Source organism: Kineosporia rhizophila (assembly GCF_021277265.1).
GTDB classification, from domain to species: domain Bacteria; phylum Actinomycetota; class Actinomycetes; order Actinomycetales; family Kineosporiaceae; genus Kineosporia; species Kineosporia rhizophila.
On the sequence record NZ_JAJSOH010000006.1, the window covers coordinates 236,024 to 261,576 of the forward strand.

Here is a 25,553-nt window from a genome sequence, read left to right on the forward strand (position 1 = left end):
GTGGTCACGCCGACGCCTCCTGCCCCGTGGCCTGCTCGGCAGCCTCGTGCGCGGCCGCCCACTGCACCGAGCGCACGATGGTGGCGTACCCGGTGCAGCGGCAGATCTGCCCCGAGATGGCCTCCCGGATGTTGCTTTCCGAGGGATCCGGGTCGCGGTCGAGCAGGGCCCGGGCGGTCATCATCATCCCTGGGGTGCAGAAGCCGCACTGCAGGCCGTGGCAGGCCATGAAGCCCTTCTGTACCGGGTCGAGCTCACCGTCGCGCTCCAGGCCCTCCACCGTGCGCACCTCGTGGCCACCGGCCATGGCGGCCAGCACGGTGCACGACTTCACCGGCTCCTCGTCCAGCCAGACCACGCAGGTACCGCAGTTGCTGGTGTCGCAGCCCCAGTGGGTGCCGGTCAGCCCGAGGTGGTCGCGCAGGAAGTGCACCAGCAGCAGCCGGCCCTCGACCTCCCGGGTGACTTCCTCACCGTTGACGGTCATCGAAACCTTCATCGGATCAGCGCCCTTCGGTGTCGCCGGAGATACGGGAGACAGCGCGGCGCAGGGTGCGCCGGGTGAGTTCCTTCGCCAGATGACGTTTGTAGCTCTCGGAACCGCGGGTGTCGGTGGCCGGGCTGCAGCTGCGGGCCGCGATCTCACCGGCCTCCTCGAACACCGCCTCCGAAGGCTCCCGCCCGCGCAGTGCGGCTGAGATCTCCGGCAGACCGGCGGTGTTCGGGCCCACCGCGGCCAGGCCCACCCGGGCGTCCGCGATCACCCCGTTCTCCAGCCAGACCGCCGCGCCCGCCGACACCACGGCCCAGTCACCGGCCCGGCGCTCCACCTTCTGGTAGGCGCTGGAACCACCCGGCCGCACCGGCAGGCGCACCTCGACCAGCATCTCCGAGTCGCCGACGGCGGTCTCGTAGGGGCCGCGGTGGAAGTCCTCCATCGACACCACCCGCTCGCCGTCCTGGCCGCGGATCACGCAGCTGGCGTCGAGCGTGGTGCACACCGCCGAGAGGTCCTCGGAGGGGTCGGCCTGGCACAGGGAGCCGCCCAGGGTGCCCCGGTTGCGCACGATCGGGTCGGCGATCACCCGCTCGGCGTCCGCGAAGATCGGGAAAGTCTCGGCCAGGGCGCTGGATTCGAGCAGCTCGCGATGCCGGGTGAGGGCGCCGATCCGGATCTGCCCGGGCTCGACGGTGATGTGGCCGAGCTCGTCGTGCAGGTCGTTGATGTCGATCAGGTAGTCGAAGTTCGCCAGGCGCAGCTTCATCATCGGCAGCAGGCTGTGCCCGCCGGCCACCAGGCGCGCCCCCTCGCCCAGCCGGTCGAGCAGGCCGATGGCGTGCTCCACGCTGGTGGCGCGCTCGTACTCGAACTGCCCGGGAACCTGCATGCGTGTGACCCCTTCGTCGACCGGCCCCCTCATTGGGGCCGGTCCCGCCGGGGCTGTCAACGGTGACTTAAGCGATTACTTAATCGGCTTCCGCGCCCGGCATGGGTCAGGGCGCGATGACCTGCTTGTGGATGTAGATCCCGCGGGCGGCCAGCCATTCCGGGGTGGCGCTGCGGACCTGGCTGTCGGACATCTGCGGGAAGGGGTGCACCCAGTCCTTGTGCATCCGCAGCCGCCGGGTCCAGGCCGGGGCCTCCTGCCGGGCCTGCTCGTACTCGTGGGCGATGAGCACCCCGAGCAGGATGTGCCAGCGGGTGAAGTAGCCACCCGGACCGCTCGGGCCACCCGGGACGTCCTTACCCGTGCGCCGCGTCTTGACGGCGTGCTCGGCGCGGCGGGGCGCCCGCCGGCCCGGGTCCCGCGCCCACTCGGTGGGTGCCGGGCCGGGCACCAGGGCGCCGCCGTCGGCCTGCTGCAGGGCGCGGCGCAGGTGGTCGCGGCACTGCACGGCCAGCTTGAAGGCCCAGCCCTCGTCGCCGGGCTCCTCGTCGAGAGCGGCGGTCATGGCGGACCAGGTGGGCTCGGGGGTGGCGAACACAGTCACACCCGAATGATGAGCGACCACACTCCGTAGCGGCTAGGTCACCCGGGCGAGACCAGGCTCACCCTCAGGTCGCCTCGGCCCGAGACCGGTAAATGCCTGGCCCCGACCTGCACCGACGTGCCAGCCTGTTCGCGCAGCCCGGTCCGTGCCGGTGCTGAGTGACCCGATCGGCCGACGGCCGGAAGGAGGTGATCGAGGTGGACATGCTCGTCCTGGGTAACCCCCTGCCGGTTGGCCCGTCCGGGTGTACCTCGATCACGCTCTGGAGCCGCGCCGAGGCCCGGCCCGGGAACGGCCTGCCCTGACCCGCTGACATCAGCCCTCAGGCGCCGCTCCCACCATTCCGGGGACGGCGCCTTTTCGATTCCCAGTACGCGAAGACCCTTGTGAGGAGGTGTCTGGTGACCACAGTTCTGGTGCTGAACGCTTCCTGCGAGCGTCTGCATTACGTCTCCCTGCCGCACGCCGTGCGGATGCTGGTCCGGCAGGTGGCGGTGGTGGAGGAAGTGGCGGCCGGGCGGCCGATGGGCCCCTGGCCCCGTCCGAAGGTGGTGCGGCTGCTCAGGTACGTGGCCATGCGCTGGCGTCACCGGGCCCGGCCGCCCTGGTCCCGCCGGGCCCTGCTGACCCGCGACGGCCACACCTGCGCCTACTGCGGCGCCCGGGCCAGCACCGTCGACCACGTGCTGCCGCGATCCCGGGGCGGCGCGGACAGCTGGCTGAACACGGTGGCCGCGTGCGGGCGGTGCAACCACCGCAAGCGCGACCGCACGCCGGCCGAGGCCGGGATGCCCTTGCTGGCCAAGCCGTTCGAGCCGTCGTGGGAGCAGATTCTCACCCACTGAGAAAGCAGGGTGAATCAGCGGACGGACCTCGGTCTAGGGTCGCCAACATGGAGTGGTGGCAATGTGGCCTGGTTCTGCTGGCCGGACTGGTGGCCGGGGCGATCAACGCAGCCGTGGGCTCCGGCACCCTGATCACCTTTCCGGTGTTGCTGGCCCTGGGGTTTCGTCCGGTCACGGCCAACATCTCGAACAGCATCGGCCTGGTGCCGGCCAGTCTCGCCGGTACCTGGGTCTACCGCCGGGAGCTGGCCGGTCGCCGCGCGATCCTGGCTCGCCTGCTCCCGGCCTCGGTGGCCGGCGGGATCGTAGGGGCCGTGCTGCTGCTCGTCCTGCCGGCGAAGGCGTTCGAGGCGGTGGTACCCGTACTGATCGTCGCTGCTCTGGTGCTGATCGTGCTGCAGCCCCGGCTGAGCCGCCGCGCCGCCGCCGCGAAGAGTCGTGCGCAGTTGGGGGCTCTGGTCATCGCCGTGTTCCTCACCGCGATCTACGGCGGCTACTTCGGTGCGGCTCAGGGGGTTCTGCTGATGGGCCTGCTGGGTTGGCTGCTGACCAGCGACCTGCAGTATGCGAACGGCGTCAAGAACGTGCTGGCGACCTGTACCGGGACGATCGCGGCCCTGGTCTTCGTGATCACGGCGGCCGGCGAGGTGGACTGGCTGGTGGCCGGGCTGATCGCGTCCGGCAGTGCGGCGGGTGGTGTGGTGGGTGGGCATCTGGCCCGTCGTCTGCCCCCTGCCGGGTTGCGCGCGTTCATCGTCGTGGTCGGCCTGGTGGCGATCGCGCGGCTGCTGCTCGGGTAGACACGAGTCAAAAGATCCGGCCGGCCGTAACTGTCGGTCCCGGGTCCGATCCCGCCTAGACTGAAGCAATGTCTGGGCAAGCGCTTTCCGGAGACCGTGACCACCTCACCGACCCGGCGCAGATCATCGACGCCGGCCACCCCGTCCGTTCGCTGATCCGCCTGCTCGCCCGCCGCCCCGGGCGGATGGCCCTGGCGATCGGGGCCTTCGTGCTCAAGGAGATCCCGATGTGGATGCTCCCGGTGATCACCGCGGCGATCATCGACACGGTGGCCGAGGGCGGCCGGACCAGCACCGTGCTCGGCTGGCTCGGCCTGGCCGTGCTGCTGCTGGCCCAGAACTACCCCAACCACCTCGTCTACACCCGCAACTTCATGATGGTCGTCCGCGACACCGGCGCCGAGCTGCGCAACGTGCTGGCCGGCCGGCTGCAGACCCTCTCGATCGGCTTCCACGCCCGCTCCACCTCCGCGGTGGTGCAGAACAAACTGGTGCGCGACGTCGAGAACATCGAGCTGATGCTGCAGCAGGTCACCCACCCGCTGCTGTCGGCCACGATGGTGGTGATCGGCGCGATGGCCATGACCGCGGTGCTGGTGCCCCAGTTCCTGCCGGTCTACCTGCTCACCGTGCCGCTCGCCCTGCTGATCCGCTACACCGTGGCCAAACGCTCGCGCACCCGCAACGAGCGCTTCCGGCTGGAGATGGAGGGCCTGGCCGCCCGGGTGGGCGAGATGGCCTCGCTGATCCCGGTCACCCGGGCCCACGGCCTGGAGCAGACCGCGGTGGACCGGGTGGCCGGTGGCGTGGAGAAGGTGCGGCGCGAGGCGCTGAAGCTGGACATGCTGAACGGGCACACGGCCTCGATGTCGTGGGTGAGCATGCAGTTCCTGGGCGTGCTGTGCCTGGCCCTGGCCGCGGTGTTCTCCCTCACCGGGGCCCTGCCGATCGGCCCGGGCGACGTGGTGCTGCTGTCCACCTACTTCACCCTGCTCACCCAGGGCCTGATCCAGCTCCTCGGCCTGCTGCCGGTGGCGGCCCGCGGGGTGGAGTCGGTGCGCTCGGTGGCCGAGGTGCTGGCCGAGCCCGACCTGGAGCACAACGAGGGCAAGCGGCCGGTCGGGGCGGTGACCGGCGCCCTGAGCCTGCAGCGGGTCCGGCACCGGCACCCCGACGCCCAGGTGGACAGCCTGCACGACGTCGACCTGGAGATCCGGCCGGGCGAGACGGTGGCTTTCGTCGGCCCCTCGGGCGCCGGCAAGTCCACGGTCCTCAACCTGGTGCTCGGCTTCGTCCGGCCCACCCAGGGCCGCATCCTTCTCGACGGCCAGGACATGCAGGAACTGGACCTGCGCACGGTGCGCCGCTTCGTCTCGGTGGTGCCGCAGGAACCGATGCTGTTCGAGGGCAGCATCCGCGACAACGTCGCCTACGGACTCGACGACGCGAGTGACGAGCGGATCCGCCAGGCCCTGCAGCAGGCCCAGGCCCTGGACATCATCGCCAGTCAGCCCGACGGCTGGGACACCGTGGTGGGCGAGCGCGGCGCCCGGCTCTCCGGCGGCCAGCGACAGCGCATCGCGATCGCCCGCGCACTGATCCGCCGGCCCCGGATCCTGCTGCTGGACGAGGCCACCAGTGCTCTCGATCCGGAGTCGGAGGTGCAGGTCAAGCAGGCGCTGTCCGAGCTGATGGGCGGCTGCACCACGCTGGTGGTGGCGCACCGGCTCTCCACCATCCGCCAGGCCGACCGGATCGTGGTGCTGGAGGGCGGCCGGATCACCGAGATCGGCGGGCACGACGAGCTGCTGGCCCGGGGCGGGCGCTACGCGGCGCTGCACCGGGCCCAGGCCGGGTGACCACCCGGACACCCTTCAGGTCCGGTTCAGGTAGCTTCGCCCAGCATGCCTGCGTGCTCCTCGCTCCGTGCTGCCCGAAAACTCTGTGCTGCCCGAAAACCCTGAGCCGTCCGAGAACCGCATCGTGACCCCCCATCGGGACGCTCCGGTACGGCACGCCCGAGGTCGGGTCCGGCTCACTCCCTGGGGCAAGATCGCCCTGGGAACCGTGGGTGTTCTGGCGGCCGGCACCCTGGGCGGCGGCACGTACGTGTACCAGCGGCTGAACGGCAACATCGAGTCGGCCGCCCTGTTCACCGGCACCACCGGCGACGCGGGCGTGCAGAAGGCCGACGACCAGGGCCGGTTCCCGATCAACGTGCTGGTGATCGGCACCGACTCGCGCTCGTCGGAGGCCAACTGCAAGCTGGGCGGGGCCTGTGACGACACCGCGTCGAACGCCGACGTGCAGATCCTGGTGCACCTTTCGGCCGACCGCACCAACATCACGGCGATGAGCGTGCCGCGCGACACGCTGACCCAGATGCCCGGGTGCAAGGACCCGGAGTCGGGCAACAGCGTGGGCGAACGCTACGCCCAGATCAACGGCAGCCTGGCGTACGGCCCGGGCTGCTCGGTGGCGGCGGTGCACCAGCTCACCGGGATCACCATCGACCACTTCGTGCTGGTCGACTTCGCCGGGGTGATCGCGATGTCGGACGCCACCGGCGGGGTGGAGGTGTGCGTGGACAACAACGTCTACGACACCTATTCGCACCTGAAGCTGTCGAAGGGCAAGCACACCCTCAAGGGGGAGGCGGCGCTTCAGTTCGTGCGTACCCGGCACGGTTTCGGCGACGGCAGCGACCTGGGCCGAACCTACGGCCAGCACGCTTTCCTTTCCGCGGCGATCCGGGCGCTGAAAGACAATGGCACGCTGCTGAACCCGACCAAGCTCTTCGGTGTGGCCGACGCCGCCACCAAGGCGCTCACCGTGGACAGCGGCCTGAACAGCATCCCCAAGCTGATCGACCTGGCCGGCGAGCTGAACAAGGTGGACACCGACCGGATCACCTTCGCCACCATGCAGACCACGGCCGCGCCCACCGACCCGAACCGGGTGGTGCCGGCCGAGGCCGCCGAGAAGCTGTTCTCCACCATCGTCGAGGACCGCTCGCTCTCGAAGGACAAGAACACGGTCAGCGCGGCCACCACCACCGCCACGGCAACGGCCGCGGCCGACGTGAGCCGCGACTTCGCGGTGCAGGTGCAGAACCGGGGCGGGCAGGAGGGCCGGGCCGGGGAACTGACCGACGTGCTGAGCGAGCAGGGCTACGCCGCCGAAACCGACCCCTCCTCGGGCGATCTGGAGAAGCGCACGGCCATCCACTACCGCAAGCCCCAGCTGGAGCAGGCCCAGCAGCTGGCCGCCGACCTGAAGATGCCCTCGTCGCTGCTGACTCTCGACAAGAGCGCCGACGACGTCACGCTCGTACTGGGGGAGGACTGGACCAGTGGCGACACCTACCCGAAGTCCACGAAGAAGGATCGCGAAGAGGCCCTGGCCGACTCCAACGCCCGCAGCGCCAAAAAGTCTCAGTGCGTGCCGGTGAGCGAGGCGAACACGGTCACCTACAACGGTGTCTCGATGTCGCCGCCCGAGGCCTACGCCCTGGCCAAGGACAAGAAGGACTCCGCGCCCTAGTCGGTACCCAGTGGGACAAGTGTGGTGGCGAGGTTCCCGGCCTCGCGCCACGATGGGCCACATGGCTGATCCAGTACCCGCAGGAAGCGATGTCACGTCCGGCACCTACAAGTGCACCGAGTGCGGCTACGAGCTGAAGGTCGGCTCCACCAAGCACCTTCCGCCGTGCCCGGAGTGCTCCAACGGCTCCTGGGAGACCCTGTCCGGAGGCGACTCCGCCAAGGACCCGTATCCCTGACCGGCCGAAACACGGGTCAGGTCGGCCCGGTCTGATCGGCGGCCGAAGGCAGCCGCATCTCCAGACGCGCCCCGCCCAGCCGGGCCGTCTCCAGCCGGGCCGACCCACCCGCCTGACGCGCCGCCTCGGCGATGATGGCCAAACCCAGACCGGCACCACCGCTGTCCCGGTCCCGCGCGTCGTCGCGGCGCTCGAACCGGTGGAACACCCGTTCCCGATCCTCCTCAGGCACCCCCGGACCGTCGTCGTCCACCCGCAGGACCGCCGTCGTCCCATGGTCGGTCAGCTCGAACGCCACCGCGGAACGGGCGTGCCGCCGGGCATTCTCGGCCGCGTTGCGCACCGCCCGGCTCATCAGCGCCGGATCGGCCAGCACCCGGGCCGGTCCCACCCGGGTCAGATCCACCTTCGTCCCCAGGGCCCGCAGCCGTTTTCCCTCGGCCAGCACCAGATCGTCCAGATCGATCTCCTGAAGCGCCCCGGAACTGCGCTCGTCCACCCGGGCCAGCAACAGCAGACCGCTGACCAGTTCCTCCAGCCGCGCGGCCTCGGCGTCGACCACCTCGGCCAGCCCCGGCAACGTCACCGTCTCCGGATGCAGCAGAGCCACCTGCGCATGCTGACGGATCGCGGCCACCGGCGAACGTAACTCGTGCGAGGCGTCCGAGACGAAACGCTGCTGGGCCCGGCGGGACTTCTCCAGACGCTCCAGCATCCGGTTCATGGTCACGGCCAGCCGGGCCACCTCGTCCTGCCCGCGCGGCGCGATGATCCGGCCGGCCCCGTCATTGCCGATGTTCTCCACGTCGGAACGAATCTGTTCTACCGGGCGCAGGGAACGCCCCACCACCGTCCAGGTGAGCGCGGCCACGAACAGGCTGACCGCCGGAACTGCCAGACCCAGAAGCCAGCTCGCCGACCGAGTCGCCTCGCCCGCCCCCTTGAGCGAACGCCCGACCACGACGTGCCCGGTGACCCCCGGCTCGAGCTGCACCGGACTGGACGCCACCGCCCAGCGCCGCCCCTGCAGCTCGGCGATCCGGGAATCGTGGTGCACCGGCAGCGCCGGGGTACCGGCGAAGTCGTCGTCGGCGACCGCCACCACCCGGCCCTCGCGCTGCAGCTGGATGATCACCTCGTCGGCCTCGAACGGGGGCAGCCGGCCCACCGCCTGCGTCTCGGCCGCGATCTGGGCGGCCTGCTGCTCGGCGGTGGTCGCCTCGGCCCGCACCACGCTGGAGCGCAGCAGCCCGACCAGGCCGACCGCCCCGGCCGCCAGCACCACCAGCACGATCGCGGTGGTGGCCGAGGTGATCCGGACCCGTAACGACCACCAGCCGATGCGTTCCGCCCGCTGCTCAGGCATCGGCGGTCAACCGGTAACCGGCCCCCCGCACGGTCACGATGGTCTCCACCCCGAACGGCCGGTCGATCTTGGACCGCAGATGCGCGATGTACACCTCGACGATGTTCGGATCACCCTCGAAGTCGTCGTCCCAGACGCCGTTCAGGATGTCGGACTTCGAGCGCACCGACTCGGCGCTACGGGCGAGGAACGCCAGCACGGCGAACTCCCGGCTGGTCAGCTGGATCGGCGTACCCCCGCGCCGCACCTCGCGGGTGGCCGGGTCGACCACCAGGCTGCCGATGGTCAGGATGGTGGGCCGCTCCGGCCGCCCCCGCCGCACCAGCGCCCGTAACCGGGCCAGCAGCACCGGGAACTCCACCGGTTTCACCACGTAGTCGTCGGCCCCGGTGTCCAGCCCCTCGACCTGGTCCCAGGCGCCGTCCTTGGCCGTGAGCATCAGGATCGGCGTCCAGTTCTCCTCTTCCCGCAGGGCCTGACAGACCGCGTACCCGTTCAGCCCCGGCATCATCACGTCCAGGAGGATCGCGTCGTAACGGACCTCCCGGGCCCGCCACAGCCCGTCGATCCCGTTGTCGGCCACGTCCACCGAAAAACCCTCGGCCACCAGCCCCCGGCTGATGCCCTCGGCGAACCGCGCCTCGTCGTCCACCACCAGAACCCGCACCCCGGCAGCCTATCGGCCGAACAGCTCCCGGAATCGGCTCTCGCTGCGAGGCATCCCGGACAGCTGATGCCGGCCCCGGTCCTCGGGGTTCACGTCGAAGTACGCCTGATAGGCCACGTTGTTGCGGGGATCGTCGATGAACTCGTACATCCGCTGGACGAAGTAAGGGTTGTCGGCGCCGCCCCGCCCGTCGACGTCGGAGCGGTCCCACAGGCCCCATTCCGGCATGGACAGTGGCTTACCTCTCTCCCGGGCGAAGCTGGACCAGAAATTCAGCCCATAGGTGGCATTCTCGATGTTGGCCCAGGCAGCCACCTGATGGTCGCGACGGCAGGACCCGGTGCAGTCGGCCGGATACGGGTAGGTGTCTTCGGCCCAGGAGATGTCGTAGACGTCCACCCCGACGTAGTCCACGTACTTGTCGCCCGGCCAGAAGATGGTCGAGTCGTAGGTCTCCCCGCCGTTGTTCACGTTCCAGTCGAAGCGCAGCTTCTCGGCGCCGGGCACCGAACGCATGGTGGTGACGATCCGGCGCCAGTAGGTGACGAAGTCGGTCTGGTCCTCCGGGGTCAGTTCCCAGCGCATCTTGCTGACGTTGAACTCCCAGGCGAGCCGGATGATGGCATCGCCCTGCCCGTGCGCGACCAGGTTGCGGGCCAGTCGGCGGAAGTGGTGGTCGTAGTCACCCGCCGCGCCCACGGCCAGCGTGACCGTACGGTCACGGGCCGGCAGCATGACCACGCCGTAGACCATCCGGTACCCGGTGTCCTGCCAGGCCCGGAGCATGTAGCCGGGGTCGGCCACGTCGTCCCAGTAGTCGCGGTTGGAGTAGTCGACCGCGTAGGGGACGTCGCGCCCCAGCCAGTCCTCGAACTCGCCTACCTGATCAGGATGGGTTCCACGGAACACCCCGATCTTGACCTTCTCCGCCGCGCCCGAGGTCGGCACGGGCTGAGGCTTCTTCTCGTCCGGGCCAGGAGCCAGCCCCGGCCCATCCTCGGCCGGATTCTCGTCGACCAGGCTGGGGCTGGTGGTGACGCTGGGCGGGTCGTCGCCGCGGAAGCCGACCGCGTAGGTAAGCCCACCGACCAGGGTCAGCACGGCGATCAGGGCAACAACAACCAAAGGACGTTTGCTCGCCTTCGCGACCTTCGGCTGCCGGAAGGACTGTGGCTGGGTTTGTGGGCCGGCCGGCCCGGCGGGGGAGATGTGTTCGCGGGGGTCAGCCCGTTGGCCGGTGCGTGCGTGCTCGCTGGGTGATGGCGCAGGGCTGGGGCGTGCGCGTTCACGCGAGGGTGCTGCACGCCCGGGGCGTACGCGCTCATGGGGGTTCGTCGGGCGGGCGGTGCGTGCCGTGGGCCGCTGTTCGGCCGGATACGGGGCGTGCTGCTCAGCCCGATACGGGGCGTGATGCTCGACCGGATACGGGGGCCGCTGCTTGGCTGCATGTGGGGCGTGCTGCTCAGCCGGATCTGCGGCCCACTGGTCGGTCGGGTACGGGGCCTGCTGCTGGAGCGGATACCGAGCCTGCTGATCGGCTGGATGCGGGGCTTGTTGCTCAGCCGGATCTGGGGCCCACGGGTCGGCTGGATACGGGGCCCGCTGCGTGGCTGCATGTGGGCCCTGCTGGCCGGCCGGATCTGGGGCCCACGGGTCAGCCGGATCTGGGGCCACCTGATCGGCTGGATACGGGGCCTGTCGCTTGGCCCGGTACTGGGCCTGCTGCTGGAGCGGGGACTGAGCCTGCTGCTCGGCCTGGTACTGAGCTTGCCCCTCGGCCGGGTACCGAGCTTGGCGTGCGGCCTCGGTCAGCCGCATCTGAGCCGTTTCCGCCTCACGCCGGGCGCGGCGGGTCAGCGGGGCGTTGGCCGCACCAGGTGAGGGTCCGGCGGCTGGCACAGACGTGGACCTCGTCGTGCGGGCAGCACGGTCTGGCCGGTAGGGACGGTCGTCGTAGACCGGGCTATGGAGGCCGGGATCAGAAGAGCCGGGGGCGGAGGGGCCGCGGTCTGAAGAGTTGCGGTCGGAGTGCCATGGGCCGAAGGAGCCGGGGCGGTAGTTCGAGGAGGTGTGGTCTGGGGGCCTGTGGTCGGAAAGTCTGCGGTCGGGAGAGCCGGGGGTGGGACGGCTGCCGTTGGGAGAGTTGCGGTCAGAGAGGCCGCGGTCGGGAAGGCTACGGCCGGAAGGGCCGTGGTCCTGGTACCCCTGGTGGGGGTCGCCGTACCTGCGATCGTCGGGGCCGAGGTCGAACGGAAGGTCAGCAGCGGGCGCGTGCCCTTCGTGGTCACCGTACTTCTCGGAGCCGCTGGGCCGGGCGGGCTGTGCGTCGTCGTCGGGCCTGCTGGTCGGGCCTCGCCAGACGTACGCCGGGGTTTGGGGTGCCGCGGCTGCCTCACGTCGGCGCCGCTCGCGGCGGGAGATCTGCTCAGGCCGGTCGGACCGGCCGGGCGGATCAGCCATCGCGCAGGACCGGCCGCACCGGATCAGGGCCTGGGAACCTCTCGGCAGCCGTCTGAGCCGGGCCGCGCGACGGCGGTGGCAGCAGCTCAGGACCGAGGACGTTCACGCGCTCGTAGTGTAATGCGGCCACCTGTGCGCCGCGCGGGAATCCCGAGGTCCGGCCGCTCACCTGCGCGCTCGGCAACCCAAGCCCGTCCGATTCGCCGGAGCTCAGCGCTGAGAGCGGGCCACCGCCACCAGAATGCGCACCCCGCGCCGGGCCAGGCGTAGGCCGGCCTGGGTGAACAGGGTGCCCAGGGCGCCGGCCACCGTGCCGGTGACGAAAGTGGTCATGGCGATGCGCTCGAAGGTGAAGCCGAGGGCGGCGTCAGGCCAGGAGACGATGCTGACGTTGGTGACCGAGACGCGAGGGGGCTGGGCGTCGTCGGTGTCCTCGTCGTACTTGGCGTTGGGGTCGGTGACCAGGCGGGCGGTGAACAGGTGGTCGCCGGCGGCACCGTCGGCGAGCACCACGTAGCGGCCCGAGCGGGGTACCGGGAAGCGCGCCTGGGCCACGTAGACCGGCACCGCGTCGAGGTCGAGGTGCACCTGCTCGGAGCCGTCGCCGCCGGTCATCTCCACGTCGAACTCGATCAGGCCGTCTCCGGGCAGGATCCGCAGCACTTGGGCGGCGGCGGTGTGGCGGGTGCTCAGGTGCATCTCTGCGCCGGTGATCCGGCTGGGGCGGGTGACCATCGGCACCTTGCGGCGGGCGCCGAACATCCGGGGTAGGTCGGTGCGGCGGCGTAGCACGAGGGGACGCTTGCGCCGGCGCGAATGGTACGAGGAGGAAAGGCCTTTCACGTCGGCCCCCTGCAGGGGAGACCAGCCGAAGCCCACGCCGCGGTGGGCCTCGCGCACCGACAGCGCGTACCAGTCCACCGCGTACAGGTGGGCGCCGGAAATCGCCTCGACCACCGTCGGTTTGAAGGCCAGCCCACCGTAGAGCGACACGTCGACCACGTCGGACAGGCCCGGCTTGCGGCGGTACGGACGGCCGAAGACCGAGGCGTAGGAGTCGACGAACGGATGCTCGTCGTCACGACCGGGTTTGATCCGCGGCAGCACCACGTCGATCAGGTTCGCCGCGCCGCTCAGCCGGCTGACCCCGTTCTCGGGCGCGTCCAAAAGCGTGACCTGATCCGGCCGGCGCGCCAGCGCCGCCGAGGCGTGGACCGCCACCGCACTGCCGTGACTGTGCCCGATCAGGTGCAGGCGGACGTTCTCACTGCCCAGTGACTGCTGCAGGGCCATCGCCAGCCGCCGCCCGTTGATCTGCGTGGCCTGCCGGGAGCGGTAGGCGAGCATGACGTCCAGATCCGTGGCCGACTCGTCGATCCAGGAGTAGTAGAGGACGCAGTGGTCGTCACCGAGCGCGGTCAGGGCCTCCAGCAGATGAGCGTGGTACGAGTGCAGCGAGCGCCCGAGCGGGTCGACCAGCCGGGGGTCCCAGGCCGGGAGCGAGGGCACCACGTCGCCGATCGCGTGCATGCGTTCCAGCAGGCGCAGGCCGGGTTGCCAGCCGTGGATGAACACGTGCACGGTGGGCGAGGTGATGCTGCCGGGCTCGACGGGGTGGAAGGCGGCACCGTCGAACCGGCTCAGCCGGCGCAGGGGGTCGTCCCAGGCGCCGGTGCCGCCGAAGTATCGCGCTCTCACGATCGTCCATCTTGGCAGGGATCGCCCGCCCCGCGTTCGGGCGGTCGGTGCTCGATCAGTGTTTGCGCAGCCAGAGCAGCTGGATGTGCATCCGGCTGAACCGCCAGCCCTGTGGTGTACGGACGGCGGTGGCCGCCGAACGCAGTCCGGCCTCCCGGTGCGGTGGGTCACCGGCGCGGTAGAAGAAGACCAGCTGGTTCGCGGTCGTCTCGGCCCGGTCGCCGTCCAGGTGGACCAGGACGTCCCCGTGGACGTGCTGGTGCAGCTCCCCGTCGACCTTGTGCTCGTTCATCGAGCTGGTCAGCTCTTCGAGCCCGCGCAGTTCGCCCCGTGGCGAGAGCGCCTCGATGTCGCGGTGGTAGACGGTGTGCAGGTCGTCGAAACGCTGCTCGTCCAGCAGACGGGACAGTTTCGCGAACAGGTCGGCGATCTCGATCCGGTCGGTGAGTGTCTCGGACATCCGGGCCCCCTCGGGTGAGTGTTGGTGCCACCAACATTACGCACGAGTGTTGGTCTTGCCAACACCATTAGGGTGAAGTGCATGGAAGAGATCCCCGCCCGCCTCTCCGGCAAGCCGAGCTGGCTCATCTCGCAATTGGCGGTGCACGTCGGCCGGATGGCCTTCCGCGGCTTCGCCGAGACCGGCGCGCGCGGGTACCACTACCGGATCCTGGCCTCGCTGCAGGAGTTCGGGCCGGCCAGTCAGGCGCAGCTGGGTCGCTGGGGCCGGATGGACCGCAGTGACGTGGTGGCGGCGGTCACGCAGCTGGCCGAGCAGGGGTTCGTGGAGCGGCAACCGGATCCGGAGCACGGCCGACGTAATCGGGTGCTGCTGACGGAAGCCGGTGCGGCACAGCTGGAACGCATGGACGTGGTGCTGGACCGGATGCAGGAGGAGCTGCTCGCCCCGCTCCCGGCCCCGCAGCGGCAGGAGTTCGTCCGCATGCTCGGAGTGCTGCTGGCCGAGCACGATCCGAGCTGAGCCCGGCGCCGCCACCCCATACGGCGGCGACGTCGGGCTGTGCCCACTACAGGAAGGGCTTGAGCAGGCTCAGGTCGGCGGGGGACAGGCGCTCGCTCGCCGTGGCTGCCTGGTGCCAGTGCGGGTACGGCAGCGGGACGGCGCTGACCTGGTCCAGGCGGGCACGCTCGTCGTCGGTCAGGCTCAGGTCGGCGGCGGCCAGGTTGTCGGTCAGCTGCTCCTCGGTGCGGGCCCCGATCACCAGTGACGTGACTCCGGGCCGGCCCAGCAGCCAGGCCAGGGCGACCTGGGCGGCCGAGACCCCGTGGGCCGAGCCGATCTCGACCAGCGCGTCGACGATGTCGTACAGCTTGCCCTCGTCGTGCACCGGGGGCTCGTTCCAGTCGCTCAGGTGCCGGGAGCCTTCCGGGGCGGTGACGTCGCGCCGGTACTTGCCCGACAGCAGGCCGCCGGCCAGCGGGCTCCAGACCAGGATGCCGAGCTCCTGGTCCAGGGTGAGCGGCACCAGTTCCTGCTCGGCCTCGCGGGCCTGCAGGGTGTAGTGGATCTGCTGGGACACGTACCGCTGGTAGCCCCGCGCGTCGGCCACCGCCAGCGACTTCATCAGCTGCCAGCCGCTGTAGTTGGAGGCGCCGACGTAGCGGATCTTGCCCGCCCGGATCAGCGAGTCCAGGGCCTCGAGGGTCTCCTCGAGCGGGGTCTGGCCGTCCCACTCGTGGATCTGGAACAGGTCGATGTGGTCGGTGCGCAGCCGCTTGAGGCTGCGTTCGACCGAGCGCACCAGGTGGTAGCGGGAGGCGCCACCGTCGTTCGGGCCCTCACCCACCACCATCCGCGCCTTGGTGGCCAGCAGCACGTTCTCGCGCCGGCCCTGCAGCACCTCGCCGGTGATCTCCTCGCTGAGCCCGTCGGAGTACACGTCGGCGGTGTCGATCAGGTTGACCCCGGCGTCGAGGGCCAGGTCGATCTGGCGCCGGGCGAGCTGCACGTCGGTCTTGCCAACAGCCGCGAAACCTCCCTTCCCGCCGAACGTCATCGTTCCCATGGTCAGCGTCGAGACCCGCAGTCCCGACCGTCCGAGTCGTCGGTATTCCATGAGGCAGACGCTACCCGGAGCCCGGGCAACCGGCAGATCAAGGCACCGGGACCTGGCTGCTGCGCCGGTACTCACGGGGATTGACGCCCCGCACCCGTTTGAAGGCGGCGCTGAAGGCGAACGGGTCGGAATAGCCGACCCTGCGGGCAATGTCGGCGACGGTGGCGGCCGGCTCTTCCCGCAGCAGGTCCGCGGCCAGAGTCATCCGCCACGCCGTCAGGTAGCTGAGCGGAGGCTCACCGACCAGGTCGCTGAAACGTTTGGCCAGCGTCGCGCGGGACACCCCGGCCCGCTCGGCCAGCGTGGCGACCGTCCACGGCGCGGCCGGTTCGGCGTGCAGCATCTGCAGAGCCTTACCGGCCACGGGATCGCGCTGGGCCGCCCACCAGGCCGGTGGCCGGCCGCCGGGCCGGTCGAAGTAGGCCCGGAGCGTGCAGACCAGCATCCAGTCCAGCAGACGGTCCAGCACGACCTGCTGACCCGGAGCATCGACGGCCACCTCAGCGGCCAGGTGATCCAGCACGGGATCGACCCCACCGCCGGCATGCACACTGAGCATGACGGGCAACGACTCCAGCAGTCGGTTGTTGATCTCACTGTGCACCGGATAGGCCCCGACGATGAGAGTCGTCGGCCCCGGACCCGAGACACCGTGGCTGCCGTCGCCGGGGTCGTGCCAGCCCAGTCGGTGCAGTGTGCCGCCCTGTTCAGGGGTCGCGCACTCGACCCCGCACTCGATCGGGACAGCCGCCGTGCCCACCTCGTCGACGAAGCTGAAGGTTCCCGGCCCCCGCACCAGCACCGTCTCGTAGGCCCCCACGCGCTGAGCCGGACCCTGCTCCGGCACGATCCAGCCGCCACCCTGCAGAACAGCGCACAGACTCAGCGGCGCCCCGTCAACGAAGTGCAGCGACCAGGGCGGGTTCAACGTCGTGCTGCCGAACAGGGAACCGTGGGCCCGCACGCCACGCATCAGGTCGCTGAACGTATCCACTGGCCCAGATTAGACGATCGCCCGGGTCTTCTGGCGGATGACCCATGGAATCGTCCACTCAGGCGGCGTTGAATCAACGTCATGACCATTTCCCACCGACCGACGCCTGGTTCTGCGCTGTGGGTGTACGCGCACCCCCGCCGCCCCTCCCTGAACGACCGGCTCTTCCAGGAAGGGGTGCAGGAGTTGTCGGCCTACCGCCAGGTGGCGACCTCCGACCTGTACGCCCAGGGTTTCGATCCCGTTCTGGGTCGCCGCGACCTCGGAGCACGCGCCGAAGAACCCGGCAACATCGCCGAACAGATCGGTCAGACCTACGCACTGGGGCACTCGCCCGCCGACGTCAGCGCCGAACAGGCCAAGCTGGCCGCCGCCGAGTTGCTCGTCATCCAGTTTCCGCTGTGGTGGTACGGCCCGCCGGCCATCCTGAAGGGCTGGTTCGACCGGGTTCTCACCAGCGAGTTCGCCTACGGGGACGCCGATCCCGAACGTGGCGTGCCCCGACGCTACGGCGACGGCGGTCTGAGCGGGCGCAAGGCTCTCGTCGTGGTCACCGCGGGCGAGGACGCCCGTTCGGTAGGCCCGCGCGGCATCAGCGGCGATCTGGAATCTCTGCTGTTCCCCATCACTCACGGCGTGCTCTGGTACGTCGGTATCGAAACGCTGGGCCTGCACGTGGTTCACGACGCCGACGCCCTGGCGCCAACCGAGGGTGAACTGGAGGTCAAGCGACTACGGGAAAGGCTGCGCACCCTGGACACCGAGCCGGCACTTCCTTTCCGGCGTCTGCGTGACGGTGAGTACGACGGCACCCGCGCCCTGCGCGCAGACATCCTGCCCGGCCGTACCGATCTGGGGATCCACCTGAACAGTTCCGAGTGACGGCGACCGACGACGACCGACGAGGACCGGCGACGACCGACGAGGACCGGCGGTGATTGCCCGGATTCGTGCTGGTACTGGCGGCCGGGGTCATACCGAGGGCGGAGAGCAGGTCACTCCGTGGGTGGACGATACGTAATGCCTCCACGGGCGAGGGTTGATGCATCGTCCGACAAGAAAGTTTTCCATGCCTCGCCCCGCTCGACCCGCTCGACCCGCCACCTCAGCCCGCTGCCTGGGCCTCGTCGCCGTGGCCGCCCTGATCGCCAGCGGTCTGACCGCCTGCCTGTCGCAGTCACACTCACAGGCCCACTCGCAGTCACAGCCACACTCGCAGTCGCAGTCACACCCGCAGTCGCACTCGGCTGGACGGGACAACCCGCCCTCAGCAGTGGCCGCAACCGAGCTCGATGTGCAGCACTACGACCTGGATCTCGACTACGACGTGGCCAGGCGGCGTCTCGTCGGGAGGGCCACGCTCGACATCCTGGCCGGCGGCGGCCCGGACGACATCGTGCTGGACGACATCGTTCTGGACCTGCGGGGGCCCCGAGCCAAGGCGGTTCGCATCGATGGCGCGGATGCCCAGTTCCGTCAGACCAAGGGCGAACTGGTCATCGAGCCGGTCGCTGGTCCGAACCCGGGGCAGAAGCTGGAGGTCGAGGTCGAATACGAGGGCGCGATGGGAACCCCTGTAGACGCCAACGGCACACCTTTCGGATGGATCGCTACCTCCACCGGGGCGCAGGTGCTCGCCCAGCCCGACGGGGCGCCCACCTGGTTCCCGGCGCACGATGTGCTCACCGACAAGGCCACGTACGACTTCACCGTCACCGTGCCCCGCGGAATGACGGCCGTGGCCAACGGAATCCTGGGTGGGCATCGGGAGGAGGGCAAGCGCACCACCTGGTCCTGGCATGCCGAAGACCCGATGCTCACGTACCTGGCCACGGTGAACATCGGCGACTACGACCTGCAGGCTGCCACGGGTCCACAGGGCATCCCGGTGCTCAACGCGGTCAGCCGCGACCTGGACCGGCAGGCCACCCGCGACGCGCAGGAAGCGCTGGGCCTGCAGCCCGAGATCCTGAAGTTCCTCGCCGACACCTGGGGCCCTTACCCGTTCTCGGCGGCCGGTGCGATCGTGAACGACGCCGACCTGGGCTATGCCCTGGAGACCCAGACCCGCCCGGTGTACGCAACCACCCTCGACGACAGCACCATCGTCCATGAACTGGCCCACCAGTGGTTCGGCGACTCCGTGAGCATCGCGACCTGGCAAGACATCTGGCTCAACGAAGGCTTCGCCGTCTATTCCGAATGGCTGTGGTCAGACCGCGAGTACGGTGCCCGGTACGGCGCAACCGTCGACGCCCTGGCCGACGACGTGGCCTCCCGTCCCAAGAGCGACCCGATCTGGAAAGTCGACCTGGCAGCCCCCACTCGCGCCCAGCTGTTCGACCGCGCGGTCTACGACCGGGGCGCCCTGACCCTGCACGCGCTGCGGCGCACCATCGGCGACGACGCCTTCTGGGAACTGACCCGGGCCTGGGCCCGCACCCACGCCGGCGGGAACGTCACCACCGCCGACTTCGAGCACCTGGCCGAGCAGGTCTCCGGCCAGGATCTGCACACCTTCTTCCGGGCCTGGGTGCACTCGACGGGACGCCCGGACGTCTCAACAATTGACTTGTCGAGGGTGCGGCTCAGTTGATTGATTGACCGGATGAGCTTCGACGGCATGTGGATGAGGCCCGGCGACGACCCTCGCGAGGCCATTCCCCCCGGGCGGGGCGAAAAGGCCGTGCTGGCGGAATACCTCGACCGTTACCGGATGACCTTCGAACTCAAGTGCGCGGGGCTGACTGCTGCGCAACTGGCGACGCGTTCGGTGACGCCGTCGACCATGTCGCTACTGGGGCTGGTCCGTCATCTCGCGCGGGTCGAGCACTCCTGGACGCGCCGGGTCTTCGAGGGACAGCCCGAACTGCCCCGGCTGTACCGCACCGAGGACGATCCGGATCTCGACTTCAACCAGGCGATCGCCGACGACGAGGTCGTTGCCGAGGCCTGGGCCACCTGGCGCGGGGAGGTCGCCCATGCCCGGGCTGTCTACGCCGGCCTGGATCTCGACGCGCTGATCCGGGTCGACGGGCAGGAGGTCGAGGCCCGCGACATCGTGGTCCACCTGGTCGAGGAGTACGCCCGGCACGTCGGGCACGCCGATCTGCTGCGTGAGGCCCTCGACGGCCGCACGGGTCAGTAGGACCCGAAAATCACCGGCCGGGCCCGAGGAACGGAGCACCGATGCGCGAGCCGATCTACCAGCACCCTCTGGCCTACCTGCTCGGGCTGGAGGGCTTGGCCCTGTTGCGGGGCTGGGCCGGTGACTTCGACGAGGAGTTCACCCGCGGCCGCCTCGACGAGGTGCGGCGGTTGCTCGACGACCCGCAGCTGAGAGCCCATCCCGGTGTTCAGGCGAGACGCGGGCTGGTCAACGACGGATACCAGCGGTGGGCGCCGCATTACGACACCCCGAACAGCCTGTTCGATCTGGACGAGCCCTTCGTGCACGGCGTCGTGGAAAGTCTGCCCGTCGGGACCGCCCTGGATGCGGCGTGCGGTACCGGCCGCTTCGCAAGCGATCTGGCTCGGCGGGGGCATCGCGTGCTGGGGGTGGACGGCAATGCCGAGATGCTGCGGGTGGCCCAGGGCCGACTGCCGGCCGCCCAGTTCGTGCGCGGTGACCTGCACCGGCTCCCGGTGGCCGATGCCTCGGTGGATCTCGTGGTGTGTGCTCTGGCCCTCTCGCACCTGCCGGCGCTGGAGCCGGCGATGGGGGAGTTCAGCCGGGTGCTGCGCCCGGGTGGGCATCTCGTGATCTCCGATGTGCACCACGAATGCGTGTTCCGTGGATCGGTCGTGAATGCAACCGGAAGCGACGGACGTCCGGGCTTGGTTCCGACGTATCGCCACCGCCCCGGCGACTTCCTGCGGGCCGCATTGGCCCACGGTCTGCAGGTACGTGCCTGTGAGGAGCCGAAGGCCTCCCGGCCGGTCGAGCCCGAAGGAGAAGACCCGGGGCCGTGGTCGGGCTGGCCCTGGTCTCTGAGCGGCCTGGCTCCGGAGGCGTGGAAGGCGGCCTGGGACGTCCCGCTGGTGATCAACTGCCATTTCCAGCGGGACGTCCGGCCGTAACCGGTCAGCGGGCGTTGAGCTCCAGCACCAGGGCCTGCTGGGCGGAGAGGGTGGGCATCGGCAGGCCCACCGTGGTCAGGACCGAGCCGGGCAGGAGCAGTTCGCCGTCGACGGCCTGCTGCACCCAGGCGGAGTGGAAACGCCCGGCGAACGAGGGCAGACCGAAGTCACCGACCACCCGCACGGCGTAGGTGCGCGCCGGGTCCAGGCCGGGGAACTGCACCTGGCCGGAGAACACCGAGGCCGAGGTGGTGGTGCGGGCCCAGATGTAGACGGCCCGGGCGGCGTCGGTGTCCACCATGCCGCGCAGGGTGGTGGCCGGGTCGGCCACGTCGGCGTTGACCACCTGACCGCGGGCGATCATCGGGCGCACGCTCTTGTGGAAGGCGATGAAGCGCTGCAGGGCCGCCAGTTCCTCGGCGCTGCGGCTGGTCAGGTCCCACTCCACGCCGGCGTGGCCGATCAGGGCCCCGGCGAAGCGCAGCGTGGCGCCGGTGTCGCGGCTGGTGGTGTGCGCGGGGGAGGAGCCGACGTGCACGCCGACCAGTTCGGGCGGCAGCAGCTGCATGGTCCAGCGGTCGATCATGACGCGCTCCACCGGGTCGATGCAGTCGGAGGCCCAGACCCGGTCGGTGCGGGCCAGGATGCCCAGGTCGACGCGGGCGCCGCCGGAGGCGCAGGACTCGATCTCCAGGCCGGGGTGACGCTCGCGCAGCGTGTCCATCAGGGCGTAGGTGGCGCGGGTCTGGGCCGAGACGGCGACGGCGTCACCGTGGCCGCGGGAGACCGCCTCGTGCAGCTCCCGGTTGTGGTCCCACTTGATGTAGGCCACGCCGAAGGCGGTGACCGCGGTGCTGATCGCGTCGACCAGGTAGGCGAACGCCTCGGGGTTGGTCAGGTCCAGCACGTACTGCTGGCGCATCGGGGCGCCCTGGCCCTGGGAGGGGGCGAGGATCCAGTCCGGATGCCGGCGGGCGGCCTCGGAGTCCAGGCTGATCATCTCCGGCTCGAACCAGAGGCCGAACTCCAGGCCGCGCTCGCGCACGTGGTCGGCCAGCGGGGCCAGGCCCTCGGGCCACACCTTGGGGTCGACCTGCCAGTCGCCCAGGCTGGTGGTGTCGTTGCGGCGGCCCAGGAACCAGCCGTCGTCCAGCACGAAACGCTCGGCGCCGACCTCGGCGGCCTTGTCCACGAGCGCCTTGAGCCGGTCGAGGCTGTGGTCGAAGTACACCGCCTCCCAGGTGTTCACGATCACCGGGCGGGGCCGGACCGGGTGGCTGGAGCGGGCCCGCAGGTACTGGTGGAAGCGGTCGGAGATGCCGTCCAGGCCGCGGCCGGACCAGGCGAAGAACGCGTCGGGGGAGACGTACTCCTGGCCAGGGGCCAGCCGGACCTCGCCAGGTCGCAGCGCCTCGCCACCACCGATCACCGAGGTGGAACCGCCGGCGCCCTCGGGCAGACGCTCCACCCGCCAGTGGCTTTCGCCGCTCCAGGCCAGGTGGAAGCCCCAGACCTCGCCGGTGCGGTTCCCGAACGACGGGGTGCCGGCCAGGGTGAGGTAGGGGGAGTCCGGACCGGGCTTGCCGCGGCGCATGTGCCGGTGGTGCGAACCGTCGACCACGGGCAGGCGCTGCGGCTGGCGCTCACGGGCCCAGCGCCCGGTGAAGTCGAGGATCTCGCTGGCACGCGGGGGCAGCGGCATGAGAGCAGTGACGGCGGAGAGCTCGTAGGGCAGCTCGGGGTCCTGGTCGTCGGCGGGGCGCAGCACCCGGTGGCGCACCTGCACCAGCCCCTGCGGGGTCAGCCGGACCAGCAGGCCGAACTCGAGCCCGGTGACCTCGTCGCTCAGTTGCACTTCCAGCGTGCTACCCAGGTCCGCGTCGTGACTGAGGCGAGTCGACCCGTCCTCAATTACCGGACGCGGCGACGTGCGCCGCCCGCCCAGGTGGCCGGACAGCCCTGGCGTGCCTACCCACAGGTCCCGCTCGGTGGGGAGCAGGGTGAGGCGCCGGGGGAGGTCGGGTGCGTTGTGGGGGGTCTCGGTAGGAGTGCTCAGGGCCAGCGCGCGCAGGCCGTTCTCGTCGAGTTCACCCAGGTCGGCGCCCCAGTGCAGGACGGCCGGGACCGGTCCTTCGAGACTGATGACCAGGCTGACGCCCGCGGCGCGGAAATGGACAGGGGCGGGGTGCGACACGATGTGCTCCGTTGCGATGGTGGCGATGGCTTGCGGTGGTGGCGGTTCGGCTACTTATTTTTACCGTGAAAGAAAATCCCGGACAATCGCCCACGCGTGAGTGAGCCGGATCACGTCGATCTCGGGTGGAGTGTGCCCCGACGGCACGGTGTTGCCTGATCCGGGTCAGTCCGAAGCACCGCAATGAGCGTTCCGGAGGAGCCCGTGAAAAGCATCCACAAGGCCGCCCTCGCCCTGTCACCCCTGGTCGTGCTCGGCGTGTGCGCCGGGCCCGCGCAGGCCGCCGACCAGGGGCGAGTGCCCGAGGGAGCGGTCTGGAGCCAGCACTACTTCCCCTCCAGCGGCGGGGTCGAACTGCACGCCGACGTGCTGCTGCCGGAGAAACGCAAGAAGGGGCAGAAGCTCCCGGTCATCCTCTCGGTGGGGCCCTACTTCGGCCACGCCGGTCAGATGGGCCCCGAGGGGTTCAAGAAGACCGGCCCCTCGGCCCGGTTCAACGACCTGATCGAGGAGGGCGGTGCCCTCGAGCGCGGCTACGCCCTGGTCATGGTCGACTCCCGGGGCTTCGGCGGCTCCACCGGCTGCCACGACCTGGCCGGTCCCGGTGAGCAGGCCGATGTGAAGGCCGCCATCGGCTGGGCCGCCAAGCAGCCCTGGTCGAGCGGGGCGGTGGCGATGTACGGCAAGTCGTACGACGCGATCACCGCACTGGTCGGCAACAACACCGACCACCCGGCGCTGAAGGCCACGGTCGCGATGGAGCCGATCTGGGAGCCCTACCGCAACTTCCGCTCCGACGGCGTGCCCCGGGCCACCATCGCCCAGGTCGCCCAGCAGTACATCACCATCGCCACCTCGCCCCAGATGCCGGACGACTCCAAGCGCTACCGCAAGAACGCCGCCTGGGAGACGAAGAACCCGCTGTGCCTGGCCGAGATCATGAACGGCTACCGCACGGCCGACCGGGACTCGGCCTACTGGGAGGCGCGTGACCTGCCGGCCCAGGCCGCCGGGACGAAGACCCCGCTGTTCTTCACCCAGGGCTTCACCGAGTGGAACACCGAGGCCGAGGGGCTGCGCGAGTTCCTGGCCAACCACGAGGGCACCGAGCGCGGCTGGCTCGGCCCGTGGGCCCACGACCGGCCCAACGACCGGCGTCCGGACGGCCGCCTGCAGGTGGGCCGGGGCGGCTGGTTCAAGGAGGTGTTCGCCTTCTACGACGAGCATCTGAAGGGCAAGAAGCCGAACACTACCTACCCCACCTTCGCGGTCCAGGACAGCAACGGCCGCTGGCGCGGTCAGGACGCCTGGCCGCTCGCCGACGCCGAGGCCGAAGTGAGCCTCAAGACAGGCGAATTCGTGGACGATGGCCGGGAGTCCACGTATGTGACGCATTCGGAACCGGTGCAGAAGGCCACCCGGATCACCGGTACCCCCGAAATGGACGTCAGCGCCGACACCGACAGCGAGGTCCAGGTGAAGCTGTACGACGTGGCTCCCGGAGGCAAGGCGGTCATGTTCGACATGCAGGTCTCGCGATTCAGCAACGGCCGGACCGCCTTCGAACTGCGCTCCACCGACTGGGTACTGAAGAAGGGCCACTCCCTGGCGGTGGAGATCGGCACCGTCCAGCCCGGCATCCCGACCGCGAGCGACTGGCTGGCCAGCCCGACCGGAAAGACGGTCAAGATCACCGACGCTCACCTGCGGGTGGCTCTCGACGATCCGGCCGACGACCGCCGGACCAGCGGTGAGCCGGCCCCGTTCCTGGCCGAGTACAGCGCCGCCTACACGGTCGACCTGAAGCAGCGCCTCACCGGCTCGCCTTCGTTCGCCCTCCCGCTCAGCCGGTAGGGTTCGGTGGGTGACGACCGTTCTGGGCCGGGTCGCGGCGCTGTACCGGTACCCGGTCAAATCGATGGCCGCGGAGGCGCTGGAGGCAGCTGACGTCTCCTGGCACGGGCTCTCGGGTGACCGGCGGTGGGGATTCCTGCGACCGGGGTATCCGGGGGCCGGTTTCCCCTGGCTCACGTTGCGTCAGAACAACCAGCTGAGCCAGTACCGCCCCCGGCTGGAGTCACCCGATGAGCCCGACCGTTCCAAGGTGCTGGTGTGCACCCCCGACGGCGCCGAGTTCGAGGTCACCGCGCCGGAACTGGCCGAGGAGCTGGGGGCCCAGGTGATGAAGCTGGACAGGGGAACGTTCGACAGCATGCCCCTGTCGCTGGTCTCCACCCGCACGGTGGCTGACATCAGCGCCCTGGCGGGCTCAGAACCCGCCGATCCGCTGCGCTTCCGGCCCAACCTACTGATCGAGCCGGCCGGAACCGAGCCCTTTCCCGAGGACGACTGGGTGGGCCGCGAGCTCGGCATCGGTGAGCTGGTGATGCGGGTCGACCGGCGTGACAAGCGGTGTGTCATCGTCAATATCGACCCCAGAACCGGTTTGAGGACGCCGGTGGTCCTCAAAGCCGTTGCCCGTCACCGGGACATGTGTCTGGGTGTGTACGGGTCGGTGGTCACCCCGGGGCGCGTTGCGGTGGGGGATCCGGTGGTGCTGCGCTGAGAGGCTCCCGATCTCGGCCGGGAGCCTCTCGA

General features: G+C 70.2%; 25 protein-coding genes. 14 read left to right on the plus strand and 11 right to left on the minus strand.

Going from position 1 to position 25,553, the window contains the following annotated elements:
• Positions 1-4: 4 nt before the first annotated feature.
• The 3 genes from LWF15_RS12120 to LWF15_RS12130 form a co-directional block, all read right to left on the minus strand.
• Complete coding sequence (locus tag LWF15_RS12120) at positions 5-499, minus strand: (2Fe-2S)-binding protein (RefSeq protein WP_408623087.1); 495 nt, start codon at positions 497-499, stop codon at positions 5-7.
• A gap of 4 nt (positions 500-503) precedes the next feature.
• Positions 504-1,388, minus strand: coding sequence for an FAD binding domain-containing protein (locus tag LWF15_RS12125; protein WP_232810558.1), 885 nt, complete (start codon positions 1,386-1,388; stop codon positions 504-506).
• 106 nt (positions 1,389-1,494) lie between these two features.
• Positions 1,495-1,992 carry a hypothetical protein gene (locus tag LWF15_RS12130; protein WP_232810559.1) on the minus strand — a complete coding sequence of 166 codons (498 nt, stop codon included), beginning with the start codon at positions 1,990-1,992 and terminating at the stop codon, positions 1,495-1,497.
• Between the two features lie 158 nt (positions 1,993-2,150).
• Between LWF15_RS12130 and LWF15_RS12135 the strand changes: the two genes are divergently transcribed.
• The 6 genes from LWF15_RS12135 to LWF15_RS12160 all read left to right on the plus strand — a co-directional run bounded on the left by LWF15_RS12135 (position 2,151) and on the right by LWF15_RS12160 (position 7,418).
• Complete coding sequence (locus LWF15_RS12135) at positions 2,151-2,297, plus strand: hypothetical protein (RefSeq protein ID WP_232810560.1); 147 nt, start codon at positions 2,151-2,153, stop codon at positions 2,295-2,297.
• Positions 2,298-2,393: 96 nt separating this feature from the next.
• Positions 2,394-2,837, plus strand: coding sequence for an HNH endonuclease (locus tag LWF15_RS12140; protein ID WP_232810561.1), 444 nt, complete (start codon positions 2,394-2,396; stop codon positions 2,835-2,837).
• 47 nt (positions 2,838-2,884) lie between these two features.
• Positions 2,885-3,637 carry a sulfite exporter TauE/SafE family protein gene (locus LWF15_RS12145; protein WP_232810562.1) on the plus strand — a complete coding sequence of 251 codons (753 nt, stop codon included), beginning with the start codon at positions 2,885-2,887 and terminating at the stop codon, positions 3,635-3,637.
• 68 nt (positions 3,638-3,705) lie between these two features.
• A complete protein-coding gene (locus tag LWF15_RS12150; protein WP_232810563.1) occupies positions 3,706-5,496 on the plus strand; it encodes an ABC transporter ATP-binding protein in 1,791 nt (596 codons plus the stop codon).
• A 124-nt stretch (positions 5,497-5,620) separates the two neighbouring features.
• Positions 5,621-7,180, plus strand: coding sequence for an LCP family protein (locus LWF15_RS12155; protein WP_232810564.1), 1,560 nt, complete (start codon positions 5,621-5,623; stop codon positions 7,178-7,180).
• 61 nt (positions 7,181-7,241) lie between these two features.
• A complete protein-coding gene (locus tag LWF15_RS12160) occupies positions 7,242-7,418 on the plus strand; it encodes a zinc ribbon-containing protein (protein ID WP_232810565.1) in 177 nt (58 codons plus the stop codon).
• A gap of 16 nt (positions 7,419-7,434) precedes the next feature.
• On the opposite strand, the gene LWF15_RS12165 is transcribed toward LWF15_RS12160, so the two are convergent.
• Genes LWF15_RS12165 through LWF15_RS12175 form a run of 3 tightly spaced genes read right to left on the minus strand, consistent with a single transcriptional unit; the run spans position 7,435 to position 10,576 of the window.
• Positions 7,435-8,784 carry a sensor histidine kinase gene (locus LWF15_RS12165; RefSeq protein WP_232810566.1) on the minus strand — a complete coding sequence of 450 codons (1,350 nt, stop codon included), beginning with the start codon at positions 8,782-8,784 and terminating at the stop codon, positions 7,435-7,437.
• Positions 8,777-9,451, minus strand: coding sequence for a response regulator transcription factor (locus LWF15_RS12170; protein WP_232810567.1), 675 nt, complete (start codon positions 9,449-9,451; stop codon positions 8,777-8,779). The genes LWF15_RS12165 and LWF15_RS12170 overlap by 8 nt, the downstream gene beginning before the upstream one ends.
• Positions 9,452-9,460: 9 nt before the next feature.
• The gene (locus LWF15_RS12175; RefSeq protein ID WP_232810568.1) at positions 9,461-10,576 is read right to left on the minus strand and encodes a glycoside hydrolase family 26 protein; all 1,116 of its coding nucleotides are present in this window, start codon (positions 10,574-10,576) and stop codon (positions 9,461-9,463) included.
• A 258-nt stretch (positions 10,577-10,834) separates the two neighbouring features.
• On the opposite strand from LWF15_RS12175, the gene LWF15_RS12180 reads away from it, so the two are divergent.
• Positions 10,835-11,332, plus strand: a complete 498-nt coding sequence (locus LWF15_RS12180) for a hypothetical protein (RefSeq protein WP_232810569.1) — start codon at positions 10,835-10,837, stop codon at positions 11,330-11,332.
• Positions 11,333-12,121: 789 nt separating this feature from the next.
• Here the strand turns inward: LWF15_RS12180 and LWF15_RS12185 are convergent.
• Together LWF15_RS12185 and LWF15_RS12190 are read right to left on the minus strand one after the other, a co-directional pair.
• Positions 12,122-13,609, minus strand: a complete 1,488-nt coding sequence (locus LWF15_RS12185) for a hypothetical protein (protein ID WP_232810570.1) — start codon at positions 13,607-13,609, stop codon at positions 12,122-12,124.
• A gap of 55 nt (positions 13,610-13,664) precedes the next feature.
• Positions 13,665-14,069, minus strand: coding sequence for a nuclear transport factor 2 family protein (locus LWF15_RS12190; RefSeq protein ID WP_232810571.1), 405 nt, complete (start codon positions 14,067-14,069; stop codon positions 13,665-13,667).
• A gap of 81 nt (positions 14,070-14,150) precedes the next feature.
• Between LWF15_RS12190 and LWF15_RS12195 the strand changes: the two genes are divergently transcribed.
• Positions 14,151-14,591 (plus strand): MarR family winged helix-turn-helix transcriptional regulator, encoded by a 441-nt coding sequence (locus LWF15_RS12195; protein ID WP_232810572.1) that lies wholly within the window; start codon positions 14,151-14,153, stop codon positions 14,589-14,591.
• A gap of 46 nt (positions 14,592-14,637) precedes the next feature.
• Here LWF15_RS12195 and LWF15_RS12200 read toward each other — a convergent pair whose 3' ends face one another.
• Complete coding sequence (locus LWF15_RS12200; RefSeq protein ID WP_232810573.1) at positions 14,638-15,687, minus strand: aldo/keto reductase; 1,050 nt, start codon at positions 15,685-15,687, stop codon at positions 14,638-14,640.
• A gap of 37 nt (positions 15,688-15,724) precedes the next feature.
• Complete coding sequence (locus tag LWF15_RS37475) at positions 15,725-16,681, minus strand: AraC family transcriptional regulator (protein WP_232810574.1); 957 nt, start codon at positions 16,679-16,681, stop codon at positions 15,725-15,727.
• An 81-nt stretch (positions 16,682-16,762) separates the two neighbouring features.
• Between LWF15_RS37475 and LWF15_RS12210 the strand changes: the two genes are divergently transcribed.
• The 4 genes from LWF15_RS12210 (at position 16,763) to LWF15_RS12225 (ending at position 20,761) form a co-directional block, all read left to right on the plus strand.
• A complete protein-coding gene (locus tag LWF15_RS12210) occupies positions 16,763-17,563 on the plus strand; it encodes an NAD(P)H-dependent oxidoreductase (protein WP_232810575.1) in 801 nt (266 codons plus the stop codon).
• 391 nt (positions 17,564-17,954) lie between these two features.
• Positions 17,955-19,277: a M1 family metallopeptidase gene (locus LWF15_RS12215; protein ID WP_232810576.1), complete on the plus strand. Its 1,323-nt coding sequence runs from the start codon at positions 17,955-17,957 to the stop codon at positions 19,275-19,277.
• Between the two features lie 12 nt (positions 19,278-19,289).
• A complete protein-coding gene (locus LWF15_RS12220) occupies positions 19,290-19,829 on the plus strand; it encodes a DinB family protein (protein WP_232810577.1) in 540 nt (179 codons plus the stop codon).
• A 41-nt stretch (positions 19,830-19,870) separates the two neighbouring features.
• Positions 19,871-20,761, plus strand: a complete 891-nt coding sequence (locus LWF15_RS12225; protein WP_232810578.1) for a class I SAM-dependent methyltransferase — start codon at positions 19,871-19,873, stop codon at positions 20,759-20,761.
• A 4-nt stretch (positions 20,762-20,765) separates the two neighbouring features.
• Here LWF15_RS12225 and LWF15_RS12230 read toward each other — a convergent pair whose 3' ends face one another.
• On the minus strand, positions 20,766-22,955 hold the full coding sequence (locus tag LWF15_RS12230) for an alpha-galactosidase (RefSeq protein ID WP_232810579.1): 2,190 nt from the start codon (positions 22,953-22,955) through the stop codon (positions 20,766-20,768).
• A 204-nt stretch (positions 22,956-23,159) separates the two neighbouring features.
• On the opposite strand from LWF15_RS12230, the gene LWF15_RS12235 reads away from it, so the two are divergent.
• Together LWF15_RS12235 and LWF15_RS12240 are read left to right on the plus strand one after the other, a co-directional pair.
• Positions 23,160-24,809, plus strand: a complete 1,650-nt coding sequence (locus tag LWF15_RS12235) for a CocE/NonD family hydrolase (protein ID WP_232810580.1) — start codon at positions 23,160-23,162, stop codon at positions 24,807-24,809.
• 10 nt (positions 24,810-24,819) lie between these two features.
• A complete protein-coding gene (locus LWF15_RS12240) occupies positions 24,820-25,521 on the plus strand; it encodes an MOSC domain-containing protein (protein WP_232810581.1) in 702 nt (233 codons plus the stop codon).
• Positions 25,522-25,553 lie beyond the last annotated feature (32 nt).